Annotated in this window: 21 protein-coding genes and 1 pseudogene; 6 read left to right on the forward strand and 16 right to left on the reverse strand. The window is 39.4% G+C overall.

The window, feature by feature from the left end; all coding sequences use genetic code 11:
- Positions 1–118 precede the first annotated feature (118 nt).
- The 4 genes from ACWYN3_RS14275 to ACWYN3_RS14290 form a co-directional block, all read right to left on the reverse strand.
- Positions 119–433: a hypothetical protein gene (locus tag ACWYN3_RS14275; protein ID WP_456221742.1), complete on the reverse strand. Its 315-nt coding sequence runs from the start codon at positions 431–433 to the stop codon at positions 119–121.
- A 41-nt stretch (positions 434–474) separates the two neighbouring features.
- Positions 475–870, reverse strand: a complete 396-nt coding sequence (locus ACWYN3_RS14280) for a hypothetical protein (RefSeq protein WP_456221743.1) — start codon at positions 868–870, stop codon at positions 475–477.
- A gap of 92 nt (positions 871–962) precedes the next feature.
- The gene (locus tag ACWYN3_RS14285; protein WP_456221744.1) at positions 963–1448 is read right to left on the reverse strand and encodes a hypothetical protein; all 486 of its coding nucleotides are present in this window, start codon (positions 1446–1448) and stop codon (positions 963–965) included.
- Entirely contained in the window at positions 1435–2043 is a 609-nt protein-coding gene (locus ACWYN3_RS14290; protein ID WP_456223010.1) for an RNA polymerase sigma factor, read from the reverse strand. Before ACWYN3_RS14290 ends, ACWYN3_RS14285 begins: the two co-directional genes overlap by 14 nt.
- A gap of 238 nt (positions 2044–2281) precedes the next feature.
- On the opposite strand from ACWYN3_RS14290, the gene ACWYN3_RS14295 reads away from it, so the two are divergent.
- A complete protein-coding gene (locus ACWYN3_RS14295; protein WP_456221745.1) occupies positions 2282–2998 on the forward strand; it encodes a DUF4397 domain-containing protein in 717 nt (238 codons plus the stop codon).
- A 58-nt stretch (positions 2999–3056) separates the two neighbouring features.
- On the opposite strand, the gene ACWYN3_RS14300 is transcribed toward ACWYN3_RS14295, so the two are convergent.
- The 3 genes and pseudogenes from ACWYN3_RS14300 to ACWYN3_RS14310 form a co-directional block, all read right to left on the reverse strand.
- Entirely contained in the window at positions 3057–3206 is a 150-nt protein-coding gene (locus tag ACWYN3_RS14300; RefSeq protein WP_456221746.1) for a hypothetical protein, read from the reverse strand.
- 131 nt (positions 3207–3337) lie between these two features.
- Positions 3338–4458, reverse strand: a pseudogene (locus ACWYN3_RS14305) (glycoside hydrolase family 125 protein).
- Between the two features lie 20 nt (positions 4459–4478).
- Positions 4479–4757, reverse strand: coding sequence for a hypothetical protein (locus tag ACWYN3_RS14310; protein WP_456221747.1), 279 nt, complete (start codon positions 4755–4757; stop codon positions 4479–4481).
- A 233-nt stretch (positions 4758–4990) separates the two neighbouring features.
- On the opposite strand from ACWYN3_RS14310, the gene ACWYN3_RS14315 reads away from it, so the two are divergent.
- The gene (locus ACWYN3_RS14315) at positions 4991–6172 is read left to right on the forward strand and encodes a dicarboxylate/amino acid:cation symporter (protein WP_456223011.1); all 1182 of its coding nucleotides are present in this window, start codon (positions 4991–4993) and stop codon (positions 6170–6172) included.
- Here the strand turns inward: ACWYN3_RS14315 and ACWYN3_RS14320 are convergent.
- Complete coding sequence (locus tag ACWYN3_RS14320; RefSeq protein ID WP_456221748.1) at positions 6159–6971, reverse strand: hypothetical protein; 813 nt, start codon at positions 6969–6971, stop codon at positions 6159–6161. The genes ACWYN3_RS14315 and ACWYN3_RS14320 overlap by 14 nt on opposite strands.
- Positions 6972–7530: 559 nt before the next feature.
- On the opposite strand from ACWYN3_RS14320, the gene ACWYN3_RS14325 reads away from it, so the two are divergent.
- Both ACWYN3_RS14325 and ACWYN3_RS14330 read left to right on the forward strand, forming a co-directional pair.
- Positions 7531–7698: a hypothetical protein gene (locus tag ACWYN3_RS14325; protein WP_456221749.1), complete on the forward strand. Its 168-nt coding sequence runs from the start codon at positions 7531–7533 to the stop codon at positions 7696–7698.
- Positions 7695–8183, forward strand: coding sequence for a DUF6266 family protein (locus ACWYN3_RS14330; RefSeq protein WP_456221750.1), 489 nt, complete (start codon positions 7695–7697; stop codon positions 8181–8183). Before ACWYN3_RS14325 ends, ACWYN3_RS14330 begins: the two co-directional genes overlap by 4 nt.
- Here the strand turns inward: ACWYN3_RS14330 and ACWYN3_RS14335 are convergent.
- Entirely contained in the window at positions 8173–8373 is a 201-nt protein-coding gene (locus tag ACWYN3_RS14335) for a hypothetical protein (protein ID WP_456221751.1), read from the reverse strand. The genes ACWYN3_RS14330 and ACWYN3_RS14335 overlap by 11 nt on opposite strands.
- A 53-nt stretch (positions 8374–8426) precedes the next feature.
- Positions 8427–8699, reverse strand: a complete 273-nt coding sequence (locus ACWYN3_RS14340; RefSeq protein ID WP_456221752.1) for a hypothetical protein — start codon at positions 8697–8699, stop codon at positions 8427–8429.
- 187 nt (positions 8700–8886) lie between these two features.
- On the opposite strand from ACWYN3_RS14340, the gene ACWYN3_RS14345 reads away from it, so the two are divergent.
- The gene (locus ACWYN3_RS14345; RefSeq protein ID WP_456221753.1) at positions 8887–9018 is read left to right on the forward strand and encodes an MOSC N-terminal beta barrel domain-containing protein; all 132 of its coding nucleotides are present in this window, start codon (positions 8887–8889) and stop codon (positions 9016–9018) included.
- A complete protein-coding gene (locus ACWYN3_RS14350; protein ID WP_456221754.1) occupies positions 9002–9703 on the forward strand; it encodes an MOSC domain-containing protein in 702 nt (233 codons plus the stop codon). Before ACWYN3_RS14345 ends, ACWYN3_RS14350 begins: the two co-directional genes overlap by 17 nt.
- Here the strand turns inward: ACWYN3_RS14350 and ACWYN3_RS14355 are convergent.
- From ACWYN3_RS14355 to ACWYN3_RS14380, 6 genes are all read right to left on the reverse strand, one after another.
- Complete coding sequence (locus ACWYN3_RS14355) at positions 9657–9983, reverse strand: histidine phosphatase family protein (RefSeq protein ID WP_456223012.1); 327 nt, start codon at positions 9981–9983, stop codon at positions 9657–9659. The two genes, ACWYN3_RS14350 and ACWYN3_RS14355, sit on opposite strands and share 47 nt — an antisense overlap.
- A complete protein-coding gene (locus ACWYN3_RS14360; RefSeq protein WP_456221755.1) occupies positions 9980–10207 on the reverse strand; it encodes a histidine phosphatase family protein in 228 nt (75 codons plus the stop codon). The genes ACWYN3_RS14355 and ACWYN3_RS14360 overlap by 4 nt, the downstream gene beginning before the upstream one ends.
- Positions 10192–10992 carry an adenosylcobinamide-GDP ribazoletransferase gene (locus tag ACWYN3_RS14365; RefSeq protein WP_456221756.1) on the reverse strand — a complete coding sequence of 267 codons (801 nt, stop codon included), beginning with the start codon at positions 10990–10992 and terminating at the stop codon, positions 10192–10194. Before ACWYN3_RS14365 ends, ACWYN3_RS14360 begins: the two co-directional genes overlap by 16 nt.
- A 39-nt stretch (positions 10993–11031) precedes the next feature.
- Positions 11032–11988 carry a nicotinate-nucleotide--dimethylbenzimidazole phosphoribosyltransferase gene (gene cobT / locus ACWYN3_RS14370; protein WP_456223013.1) on the reverse strand — a complete coding sequence of 319 codons (957 nt, stop codon included), beginning with the start codon at positions 11986–11988 and terminating at the stop codon, positions 11032–11034.
- An 81-nt stretch (positions 11989–12069) separates the two neighbouring features.
- Positions 12070–12486: a bifunctional adenosylcobinamide kinase/adenosylcobinamide-phosphate guanylyltransferase gene (locus ACWYN3_RS14375; RefSeq protein WP_456221757.1), complete on the reverse strand. Its 417-nt coding sequence runs from the start codon at positions 12484–12486 to the stop codon at positions 12070–12072.
- Positions 12441–12581: a hypothetical protein gene (locus tag ACWYN3_RS14380; RefSeq protein ID WP_456221758.1), complete on the reverse strand. Its 141-nt coding sequence runs from the start codon at positions 12579–12581 to the stop codon at positions 12441–12443. The genes ACWYN3_RS14375 and ACWYN3_RS14380 overlap by 46 nt, the downstream gene beginning before the upstream one ends.

A 12581-nucleotide genomic window follows, 5' to 3' on the forward strand; every position in this document is an offset into this window, starting at 1 on the left:
ACTAAATTGCCGGATTCCAGAATGAAAGCAAGCTACAACAACAAAAACACCCGACAGGCAGATGTATCATCCTGCAAACATCAAATATCAAGCCATAATAGAAAAAATATGAACATTATTAAAATGACAGTTGAAATTTTATACCGCTATTTGTCAACTTCAAATCTTCAGACGAAAGTTTTCCAACTGGTATTTTAACAAATGGCTCGATACGGATTTTGTATTTATTAAAAAGGCTTTGCTGACGACCTATGGAGAAATTAAAGAACCCGATATAGCTATTTCCCTTTAAATGTTTTTCTGTAACCGGCTCATCGAGCTGTTCAACAGACACCGCCTTAAAAGTAGAAGGATGACCAGTTTCAGGATCGAAACTTTCCTTATCTACTGAAGAATTCTGTTCAAAAGTATTACTGCGTCTTTCACTAACCACATTGAAATACGAAACCCCGGCACTGGTATAGTAATGTTTATTCAGCTTATAACCACCAGCGCAATTGGGATATCTATAGCTTTAAGGTTTGCATCAACAGACAATACTTTCTTCTCAGAAAAAGCTCTTACTCCAACTCCATTGCCATCCCCTTGCGGCGGAACAATTCCACCTGCTTCCATCTGTGTATATGAGATACCCGCACTTAATGAAAACTTATCCGAAAGCCGGTAAGCAGTGGTCAGACCAGCGCCGATATTCACACTGGCACTTGTTGCTGCAGGCATTACTTCCAGGCCAAAATCCCAATTAGATCCGGACTCTTTCTTTTTTAGCACTTTACCCGAATTTTTCGATTCAGCCATCAGGAATTCAGCAGTACTTAGCGGTACGCGTTTAGCATGGACTATACTATCTTTATTTATAGCTTTTGGCACCGCACTTACATCTTCGGTTATGACAAAGGGTTTAACTGCTGTTTTGGCGTATTGTGTCTGCGCAATCTGCTGTGCCGAGCTTAATGAATGTTCTATATTTTTTTGTTGTGTGCTTTTTCAGAAACAGTAGTATCAGGAATAGAAAAAACAGTATTTAAAGAAGCTATTTTTCGCTGTTTAGCTGTTAGCTCAGAAGTATGGTTTACCGGGGCTGAATTCAGACCTCCGGAAGGGTTTCCGGTAATTTTAGCCAACCTCATTGAAGCCGTATCTGAACCGATCGCTGCATTCCTGCCTGAATCAATAGCCGGACTATTCGTACCGCTTTTAGCAACAGGTTTTAAGATGACCGCTGCATCAGTTTTTCTCTGGTGAACTAATTTGTTAAATGCGAAAGGTAAGACAGATGCCATTAAAAGAAAAACGGCTGCAATTTTGATCCAGTTTGCAAGAAATGGATATTTTTTCTTCTTTTGCGTTTTTGAAAATGACTCCCATTCTCCCGGCACATAGGTTTCCTGATAATCTTCGAAAAGATCAGCAATCTCCTTTATCAATTCTTTCTTAGAATGTTCCATCAGTAATTTCAATACTTTTTTTATACAGTTCCCTTAGCTTTTGCTTCGCCCTTGTGAGATAAGTCCGGCTTGAGCTAACCGGTATAGTTAATAATGAGGCTATTTCATCGTGGCTGAACCCTTCAATCTCATAAAGATTAAACACAGTACGATGCAAATCAGGAATACGATGCAATAGCTTCAGGATATCTTCGGCAAACAACTTCTCCTCTACCTCAACATAACCAACTGTTCCTTCTTCATATTCATCTATATAAGTCAGTGCAGATTTGTTGGCCCTGATTTTATCCAGTGAAGTACGCACGGTAATTTTAGCCAGCCAGGCCTTAAAGGTTTTCTGAAAATCTATCAGGTTATGATCATGTCTGAAGTCATACATTGTTTTAAATGCCTTCATAAAACTATCATTTACCACCTCCTTTGCAGCATTCCTGTCTTTAAAATAACGCGTTGATATCCCCATCAGATAACCCCAGTAGTGGATATAAATACGTTCTTGTATGCGCTCATCGCGCGCAGCAAGGCCCGCAATGATCTCCTGGGAACATTGTATTTTTATTATCCACGCTTCGCTAAACCTATCTTGTAAGTCAATATATCTATTTTATCCCTGCTTAACCGCAGTTTGCAATCTTCTCTATCATTTAACAGAACCGGATTAACAGCATAAACGCTGCTCACCAGCATAACGCTACAGTACCATTCATTTAAATTCATAAAGATCGGATTTTTCTTCAAATATCAAATTTATCTAAAATCGTTGTAGCGTTATCGTAATCCGCTACGTTTTACCTTCAAAAACAACTAATAATTTTTATCAAAACAATTTAGACATGAAATCAATTCCTACTTTATTCTCAAAAAACATTAAAAGCTCTATAGTACTCATTGCATTGATTGGTACTACGCTTTCGTTTACTTCTTGCAAAAAAGACGAGCCTGTTCAGAGAGATGCTTCAGCATTATCAATTACCAACGCTTCTCCACTGCGGGACTCTGTTGATTTCTTAGTGAATAACCAAAAGCTTAACGGGAGCGCTCCTTTGCTTTTTGGAACTACGTACAACTATATCGGGTTCACTCCAGGAACAATAAATGCAGGCGTTGCAAGACCAAATAACCCTAAAGCTTTCTACAATGCAAATATCACATTAACAAATGGTCTTTATCAATCATTGTATATTGTAAACAAAGATGATTCTACTTCTTACCTTCTTTTAAAGGATAATTTTACTGCACCTGCCAGTGGACAGGGTAAAATACGTTTCGTAAATTTATCTTCAGATTCACCAGCTTATGATCTTGTACTGGAAGGTGACACTACTGCTTTCAAAAACAGAGCTTTCAAAGAATTCGTTGACTTTAAGAACATAAAGCCAGCTAAATATAAAGTATCACTGGTTAACACAGCAACTAAAGCGGTTGCAGCTACACTTGCTGATGTTGAAATCACAGCAGGAAATTTCTATACAATCTATGCTAAAGGCTTATTAAACTCAACTATTGAGGCTAAAAAGCTGACTATAAAATCAAGCATACATAAATTTTAGAACTAATTTTATCCATTACAATCTAAACCATCTGAGCTAAATTAGCCAGGTGGTTTTTTTATCTGCTGCCCTGACGTAAAATAAATGCGCCCAGCATTAATGCTACAGCAACACCTGAAATACCAGGAAATAAAATAAAAAGATAAAGTATAGCGCTAATTCCTGCAACAGCGAGAATAAACAATAACCCTTTCATACGGGTTTCCATTTTAAAAGCAGCTATAAATGTAAATAAGTAAAACGTGCCAGCAAGTATTGGTAAGAACATTTACAAATATGCCAACCTAATGTTAAGTTAATGTTAAGCATTCTTCATAATTTCATTTCGATGACAATATTTTATGCTAATAAATAGGGTCGCTCCTGGTATGTTTTCCATAAAAACTCTGAGAACAAGCTATTTGCCCTTGCGTAAGGTGAACCAGTGAATTGCTTTGGATTATCCGGATCAAAAGATTCATGTAAAAATCCAGTATCTCCATGACATTTTGCAGCATCTTCAGACAAAGTTTAATTTCATCATCGTCCGTGCTCGTGAGTCCTCTTGCGATAATACTCATTGGCCAGATCATATGTTTGGTAATGCGCGGGCTTCCAATCCCTTCTGCCAGAGCCCCCTTATAAAAGAACGGATTATCTCCGGAATGAATCATTTTTCTTGTATTCAGATACACTTCATCAGTCATAGATACAGCTCCCAGATAAGGCAGAGCCAGCAAACTTGGAATATTTGCATCATCCATCAGGTTATAGCTTCCCATTCCATTAATTTCATAGGCATATATCTTACCGTAAACCGCATGATCGACAATCGCATATTTTTGCAATGCCTGTCTTACTTCCAGCGCCAGAGCTTCCATATCTTTAGCAACCTGCTCATCAGCTTTAATTACTCTGAATAATTCAGCAGCCTGACGCAGGCTCACCACAGCAAAAAAGTTAGATGGAACCAGGAAAGAAAAAACAGTTGCATCCTCACTGGGCCAAAGCAGAGCAGAGCAAATCAAACCAACTGGTTTTACAGGATAACCGAAACCTTCCATTGGCAATGTATCTGTCGCCCATAAAGTAGTTCGCTGAAAATGATAAGGCCCATTATTCTCCTTACGCTGCTGTTCTTTGAAAGTCTTTAAAATTGTATTTATAGCCTCTTGCCACTTCGCATCAAAAAAACTGGTATCTTTAGTTTGCTGCCAGTATCTATAGGCCAGACGAATTGGGTAACAAAGAGAATCAAGTTCCCATTTACGCTCGTGAACCCCAGGCAACATCGTCGTCAGATCATCTTTCATTGCCCCTGCTTTAGTAGGATCATTGTAGAAAGAGCTCGCATATGGATCTTTAAGGATATAAGCCACCTGCCTGCTGATTACTCCGCCAACCAGATTTCTTAATCCCTTATCTCTTCTTAAAAACGGCAGATAAGCCCACATATGGACACTACTATCCCTCAACCACATCGCATCTATATCTCCGGTATTCAGAAACTATCTGGCTTTCCGTTGAATTCTGTATAGGTAACCAGGTTATCCACTGCATTAGGAAAACAATTATTGAATAACCATGCCAATTCTTTATTTTTTACCTTATCAGTAAACTCAGCAATAGCATTTTCGACCGCTTTACTTGTAAAACGACGCAGTTCTATTGGTTTTCTTACCACCGGAAATTCAGCTTCAGCAGCGAATGATAATAGCTTACCCGACATCATTGCTGCCGTCAAAAGCCCAGCTTTCTGCACAAAAGATCTTCTTCTCATTAAATAATATCTATCAGTTTAACTCAGCATCTGTTAAATCAACAAACAGATGCCCTTATTGTTAAAAGAATCCAATATTATAGATTTTTTTTAAATTTCCGTCCCTGTTTACATTTATATTACGAAACGGCACAGCATAAATGTCTAGTATTTTAATAGTCCTTTTATCTCAATAAAAACTATATTAGCTATATGAACAGCTTCTATAACAATTATAAAGGAATAATCTGCTGATAGCTGGTATCATAGCAGGAAGTATAGCAGGTTTAATATTTGGCGAGCGTGTTAAGGTACTTAAGCCGATTGGTGAAATTTTCCTTAATCTCCTGTTCACAGCCGTAATCCCTTTGGTATTTTTCTCCATTTCTTCCGCAATCGGCAGCCTGAAAGAAACTAATAAATTGAGTAAAATGATGGCCGTTATGGTGCTGGTATTTCTCTCAACTGTTTTAATCTCTGGCTCATTAACCATTCTGGCAGTTAAAATATTCCCTGTTCACGAGCACATGACTAATACCCCTTTAACAGAAACCATAGTTAAAAAACCTTTTGGAGACCAGATTACGCAATTACTAACCACCAGTGAGTTTTTCGAACTCCTTTCCAGAAAAAGTATGCTGGCCATGATTATATTCTCAGTCCTTACTGGCTTTGCGACATTACGTTCAGGCGAATACGGAGCAGCTTTCTCCAATTTTCTGAATGCAGGAAATGACGTTTTCAAAAATGTATTTATCATATATATCATGAAACTGGCGCCTATAGGATTAGGTGCTTACTTCGCTTATCAGGTAGGTGTTTTTGGTCCGCAGTTGTTTGGAACTTACGCCAGATCCCTTGGACTATACTATGGAACAGGCGCTTTTTACTTTGTCTTTATCTTTACCTTCTATGCATTTATAGCTGGTGGGGTAAAAGGCATAAAAAAATACTGGAATAACAACATCATTCCTTCCGCTACCGCCGTAGGTACATGCAGCAGTATTGCTAATATACCAGCCAATCTGGATGCTGCAGAAAAAATCGGTATTCCCGCTTACATAGCCAATGTGACCATTCCATTGGGGGCAACTCTGCATAAAGACGGGTCGAGTATTTCATCCATCATTAAAATGGCCGTTGTATTTGCGATGTTCGGCAAAGGCTTTGACAGTATAGAGACTATAATGATTGCGTTGGGTATGACAGTACTGGTTAGTATTGTTGAAGGAGGTATTCCTAATGGCGGTTATGTCGGAGAGCTCCTGTTCATTTCAGCCTATGGTTTTCCTCCCGAAGCATTGCCACCGGCGATGATCATCGGAACATTAGTAGATCCGATGGCCACCTTATTAAATTCGACCGGCGACACCGTAGCGGCAATGTTAGTTGCACGTTTTACGGAGGGTAAAAAATGGCTTGCTACAAAGGCATAAAGCCATTTTCAATATTATCATCATGTAATCCAATTACAGAATAGTGTCTTGGCAGATACCATGTAACCGTTTGCATCATATTTCTATAGTGAGTTTCTGTTTCGAAACGATCCGGAGTGATATTAAAAGCCAGATCCTGTTTTAATTCCTCTCCTATTTTGCGTGCCATCAGCAGGACTTTAGGCCCTTCAATACCATTCAGTTCAAAGAAATCCTTTAACAATTTTCTGGTTTCCGATGGAAGTATTGTTTCTGCAGGTTGTCCGACCATAATTTCTTCCCCTTCGGCAACAACCTCTTCGGTATTGCTGCTAATACTGAACTGGCTATCTTCGGCAGTGAAGAAGCTCCCATTCAGGTTATAATTTAAAAGATCACCATAAGACAACACCCAGTCCGGCATTCCTTCTCCGGGATTAATCACGATACCGTATCCTCTTTCCAGCAGAAAATCTGTAATCATTCTTTCAATATAAAAAGATTGATATTCTTCACCTGGTTCCGGAACAAATAATTGAAAATAAGGGAAACCATCAGGTCCCGCTATAATTTGCGGTGTCCCACAACGCAGACTCGCCAGAGGCAGGTCAGCTAAAAACCGGCTTACCCAGTCCTCATCTCTTTGCTCCATTGGTACAGCCAAAAGTACAGACAGCATCTGTGTTTTTTCTAAATCTCCAAGATACTCCTGAGGCACCTTTTGTTTTTCTGATTCAACAACAGACTCTGTTCCAGCAGCTTTCCCAGTTTCCGTTTCCTTTGCTGTATCAGTCTTTTTGAAAATATCGAATAATCCCATGTAATATAAAATTGCTAACCCGTCCGGTGTATCCTTCAGGCGCAACCCAAATTTAGCAAAATATCGATAAATAGGGTGCTAATTGTACATATTGTGTCTTATACCCTCCCTCTTAAAAAAATAACATCATCTAAAGGTGCCATCCAGATGTTCTTTAAATTGTGGGAAGCCGGTTGAGTATTAGCGTATAATCAGGACGCAAAATCTGTATCAGCAGGTAAAAGCGGCTTGTTCATAAATCTGGATGGCTTAACTAATTTACGTACAAATCCTTTGAAAAAACAGGGTCAATTGTCTCAGAATATCAACCCGATTACCATAAAAAACAGCCCGAAAAACGATCAAAAAACATCATCCACAAGCAACTGATAATAAGGTAGGTAGCCCTACCTTGTTCAGACATCATTCACAGCTCCTGTACAGGCTCTTCAAAGCTCATTTGATTCTTATCAAACAAACTTTGAACTTGTTGTAAATTATTTTTCTAAAATAAATTCTAAACAACACTTATTATTATTAATTTAACTATATTGGTAACAGTAACCAACCAGATATAATTATGGCAATTTTACAGGAAGGCACCGTATTAGCAGGTATCAGAGGAAAAATCGGAAACATTGTGATTTATCAGTGGAAGAATAAGGTATGCGCCCGTTCTAAACCAAAAAAAAAGGACGTAAAAAAGCAGTCAGAACTGTTGCGCAACAAGCTCAATCCAATAAAATGAAGGTCTTGAGCCCTTTTTTAAACCCCATTTCCGAGTTTCTGCAAATAGGTTTTAAGCAAATAGTAGCAGCTCAGGATATCTCTGCCAACAATGCTGCTAAGTCCTTCAATATGAAAAATGCCATTAAAGGAGAATTCCCGCAGCAGGAGATCAACTGGGATAAGATATTGGTTGCAGACGGAGAACTGGTTAAACCCGAAAATGTGGTGGTCACGCTATCAGAAGACACTTTTAATTTCGTATGGGACGAAGATCAAACGGGCATAGGGTCTCCAAATGACCGTGCTATTATTCTATTATATGATAAAACTTTCGGGAATGTACATGCCAATTATAGTGGCGCACGCAGAGACGAATTAAAAGATACTTTCCGCCTTAATCCTCTTTATAGTAAACAGAGGACTTATGAAGTATTTATAGCATTTAAAGATGTAATGAGTGATCACGTTTCCAAAAGTGTGTATTGCGGAAGATTTATAAACTAAGGATCTCCCTAAACCGCTCAATTTGTCGTCTGTGGCGTAAAATATGTACTATTGCATGTTCCATTAATTGCTCTATATCATACAATTGCCCCCACCCGGTCATTATTTTATCCCCGGCATCAAACCGTTCCAGGTCCTCATCCTTAACCCCTTCAAAAATTCCAACTGTAAACTGAAATGCCCTTTTCAAATCACCCGTATACCCTTCAGCCGAAAGGAGATAAATCTTTTCTGGCCTAACCGTTAAAACCCCACCAAGACTCTGAATATAAATCGCATAACTATAAGCCGAACTAACCACATGTGAAAAACAGTTTGAATAGACCTGCAATTCTCATCCCCTGTCTGCGCATCAGCAATCCTGATCAACTCATCATCTGGCACCGCCTCAATAATCCTTAACAAATCAATTATTGCCCTTTCATATTCATCAAGCAATCCACCAATCGCACCCTTTCTATAAATCATAAAATCAAATTTCAATTCACCTCCAATATCATCATATTTCCTATCCAATAAAAACAAATTTTTTGGGTCAGACTAAGGCAGCTGCCAGGACCACCAACCAGCCACATGCAATGAGTGATTAAAGAAGAAATAAAAGCCAACCATGTAGTTCAGACATAACATTGCCTTTGCCCCGAAGGGTATAAGGAAATGAAGTCTGAACTACATGGTTGCTTTTATTTCTTACCTTTGTATTATGAATAAATTCTTCTTGTCAGAACTCCACATTTACCCCATAAAATCCCTGGCAGGCATTAGCCTAACACACGCCCTTCTCGAAGAAAAAGGTTTACAACACGATAGAAAGATGGATGTTAATAGACAATGAAGGTACATTTATTAGTCAGCGGAAATACCCCGAACTCGCCTTGCTTCAAATCTTCTTAGACGAAGATCATCTCACTATTATCCATAAAGACACCCCTTCCGTTACCATATCTTTCCTTTACGAAGAAAACACTGGTGGGCCCATTCCTGTAAACGTCTGGGGAACTGATTGCATTGGGATCGAAGTCAATACATCGGTAAGTAAATGGTTTTCAGAATTTCTTCAAACCGATGCCCGTCTGGTACGAATGCCAGAAGGAGAAAGAAGACTTGTCGATCCGCAATATGCCAAAGATGAAGAAGTAGTCAGTTTTGCAGATGGTTACCCCTGTTTAATTATCAGCCAGGCCTCATTGGATGGCCTGAATGAACGCCTTAATCATCCAGTCCCAATGAATCGTTTCCGGCCTAATTTTGTCTTCACAGGCGGAGAGCCTCATATTGAAGATAGTTTTGACACCTTTTCTATTGGTGCACTATTATTTAAAGCTGTAAAACCATGTTCCAGATGTGTAATGATAACTGTAGATCAGCAGACAGCTACTAAAAGTGCTGAACCTTTAAAAACACTCGCAGGTTATCGCACAATAAATAAGAAAATCATGTTTGGTCAAAACCTCGTGCATAAAGGTTCCGGTACTATCCGTGTTGGTGATCAGCTCCATGTGAAGGAATGGAAAGCTTAAAAACCTCTGCCATACCAACCTTCAATGTAAAAGAATCTTTCAGTGCTATACTTTTATAATGCGCTAAAATTATACGGATAACGCCACCATGGGTCACAATTCCAACCTGTTGATGGGATTGTTTTAAAAGTTCATTCCAGAACAACAAAACCCTTTTCTGCATTCCCAACATTGTTTCTCCATTAGGTGGGGCCTGATTTACAAAGTCGTTCATCCACAGCTCACATTCATTACGGTCTACCGTATCCCACGTATCTCCTTCCCAATCACCAAAGTTCAGTTCATATAAGCTTTATGCTGTCTGTATGCAGATGAAATTTCTCCTGCAAGGACCTTACATCTAAAAGACGGACTGGAATATACCACATCCAGATCCACAGGAATCTGCTTCAGTACACTATCTTTTTCCTGTGTAAAACTATCAGCAAGCGGAACATCTGTCCGCCCATAAATCAATCCCTTTTTAATCAAAGGGGTCGTATGTCTGATCAGATAAACTTCCATATCAAAATATAAGATAAATAAACAGTTACTTCGGTAAGCTGCTGCACCGCACCCAGACAGTCACCTGTATACCCACCTATCCATTTCTTAAAATAAGCTCCCAGATACAAACTAAAAAGCAGTACCGGTAAAATGATCATTAACAATAAAGGCTGAGCAAGATAGCAGGTTAAAGCCACCAGAGGAATCAAAGTAAAAATGCCTGCCAGGATAAGGTTTACCGGTTTTCCTTTTTCTACCGCTCCGCTAGCTTTGCTTTCTTCAATACGTGCATAGCTAGCTATGGTAAAAACTACCGTTATTGCCGCAAACCGGCTAAGTGAATGTGCTACAACAAACAATCCAATGATTGTTATGACATCGGTATAGATGAATGTTTCAGTAAATAATTGCATTAACGCGGCAAACTTAAGCCCCATTAGTAAAATAAGCCCAACCACACCATAAGTACCCAGCCTGCTGTCTTTCATAATGAGCAAAATCTTTTCCTTTGCCCATCCCCCTCCAAAACCATCACATACATCAGCAAAACCATCCTCGTGGAAAGCGCCAGTTAGCAGTATCGAAGCCACCATTACTAATAAAAGGGCAATAGCCTCGCCAAATAAGTAAGCAGCAGCAATAAAAACACCAGCAGTAACCAGTCCAATGATCCAGCCCACGACAGGCAAATATCTGATCGAATCAGGCAGATTATGTGCATTATCCTGATGTACGTAAGCAGGCCCCGGTAGTCTTGAATAAAATGATAGCGCGGTAAAAAAAAGCCTTAATTCTTTATTCATCTATTTATTGTTTTTTTTTTTTAATCCTCAAAGGCTCCATCAGGATTTATTAGATATTTCTGCACTTTGAAAGCTTGCCATCTCATTCAGGAAGTTCACTGCACTTTTCAAAAGCGGATAAGCTAATGCACAACCAGTCCCTTCTCCTAATCTGAGATGAAGTCCGAGCAATGGTGTTGCATCCAGATGTGCTAACAATAAACGATGTCCTTTTTCTTCAGACTCGTGGCAGAAAACTGCATTACTTTTTATACTTTGATCAATATGATAGGCACAAAGATACGCTGCTGTCGCAATGAACCCATCCACCATAACTATCATTTTCCTTTTCCCGGCCGCTAACATCCCGCCAGTCATTTCCAGCAGTTCAAATCCGCCAAAATGTGCCATTAATTTAAAGACATCATTGCTTCCCTTATAGTTCGCAATCGCTTTTTCCAGTATTTCCTGTTTTCTGAGTAACTGTTCATCATTCAAACCCGTTCCCCTGCCAATACAATCCGAGATTGGTAAATCGCAAAGTAAACTCATCAATACTGCAGCACTCGAGGTATTACCTATTCCCATCTCTCCGAAACCAATCACATTACACCCTTTCGCAGCAATTTCTGCTACTACGGCTTCCCCTTTTAACAAACAAAGCTCTGCCTGAAAGACCGTCATTGCCGGGCCATGTAAAAAGGAGGCCGTGCCTTTAGCAATTTTTCCTTCGCCTAAAGGCAAACTTTCTTCAAAATCATAATTCACACCTGCATCTACTACCTGAAGATGGATTTGGTGCTGCCTGCAAAAAACATTAATGGCAGCTCCCCCGCTTAAGAAGTTTAAAACCATTTGGCGGGTTACTTCCTGAGGGAAAGCACTTACCCCTTCTTTCGCAATCCCATGATCTGCCGCAAAAACTACAAGGTGAGGATTAGTTAATTGCGGGTTTGTGGTATTAAATACTTGTCCTATCTGTAAGGCGAGATCTTCCAGCATTCCCAGGGATCCCAGAGGTTTAGTTTATTATCTATTAATACTTTTAAATCTTCAGAGATCATATATTGTTATCAAATTAGGCTATAATGTAAATTATTATTTCTTCAAAAACAAAGGTAGTCCGGATACCATAAATACCGCTTCATCTGCTTTAGCTGCAACATATTGGTTTGCCCAGCCCTGCAGATCTGCAAACTTGCGTCCTACTGGTGTATCCGCATGCATTCCCATTCCCAATTCGTTTGAAATAATGATGAAAGTACCAGAAATTTCAACCAGCTGGTCAATTTCTTTCTTAAAATCGGAAAGTGACAGCTCAATATCATTAGCTCTGTCCATAAAAAAGTTAGTTAGCCATAATGTGACACAATCAATAACGACATGACGTCCTTGTAAAGGCAAAAGGTACAAATCACGATAAGCTTCAAAATTTGTCCATTCCGGGCCCCGGTCCCCCTGATGTCTTGTTACCCGCTCCTGAAAATCTTCATCCCATATTTTGGCTGTAGCCACATAAACCGGATCAGCACAGCACAAAGCTCTTTTGCACGTTTTTGTGCATAACCACTTTTACCACTTCTTACTCCTCCTGTTATAAAAATCAGCAT

Source organism: Pedobacter sp. NJ-S-72, assembly GCF_053890575.1.

Excerpts from the sequence above, each read along its gene's own strand:
- ACWYN3_RS14310 (WP_456221747.1), bottom strand. The coding sequence starts at position 4,757 with ATGAGAAGAAGATCTTTTGTGCAGAAAGCTGGGCTTTTGACGGCAGCA.
- ACWYN3_RS14380 (WP_456221758.1), bottom strand. The coding sequence starts at position 12,581 with ATGCTGATTTTTATAACAGGAGGAGTAAGAAGTGGTAAAAGTGGTTAT.
- ACWYN3_RS14295 (WP_456221745.1), top strand. The coding sequence starts at position 2,282 with ATGAAATCAATTCCTACTTTATTCTCAAAAAACATTAAAAGCTCTATA.
- ACWYN3_RS14360 (WP_456221755.1), bottom strand. The coding sequence starts at position 10,207 with ATGGAAGTTTATCTGATCAGACATACGACCCCTTTGATTAAAAAGGGA.
- ACWYN3_RS14285 (WP_456221744.1), bottom strand. The coding sequence starts at position 1,448 with ATGGAACATTCTAAGAAAGAATTGATAAAGGAGATTGCTGATCTTTTC.
- ACWYN3_RS14345 (WP_456221753.1), top strand. The coding sequence starts at position 8,887 with ATGAATAAATTCTTCTTGTCAGAACTCCACATTTACCCCATAAAATCC.
- ACWYN3_RS14325 (WP_456221749.1), top strand. The coding sequence starts at position 7,531 with ATGGCAATTTTACAGGAAGGCACCGTATTAGCAGGTATCAGAGGAAAA.
- ACWYN3_RS14350 (WP_456221754.1), top strand. The coding sequence starts at position 9,002 with ATGTTAATAGACAATGAAGGTACATTTATTAGTCAGCGGAAATACCCC.
- ACWYN3_RS14300 (WP_456221746.1), bottom strand. The coding sequence starts at position 3,206 with ATGGAAACCCGTATGAAAGGGTTATTGTTTATTCTCGCTGTTGCAGGA.
- ACWYN3_RS14365 (WP_456221756.1), bottom strand. The coding sequence starts at position 10,992 with ATGAATAAAGAATTAAGGCTTTTTTTTACCGCGCTATCATTTTATTCA.
- ACWYN3_RS14320 (WP_456221748.1), bottom strand. The coding sequence starts at position 6,971 with ATGGGATTATTCGATATTTTCAAAAAGACTGATACAGCAAAGGAAACG.
- ACWYN3_RS14330 (WP_456221750.1), top strand. The coding sequence starts at position 7,695 with ATGAAGGTCTTGAGCCCTTTTTTAAACCCCATTTCCGAGTTTCTGCAA.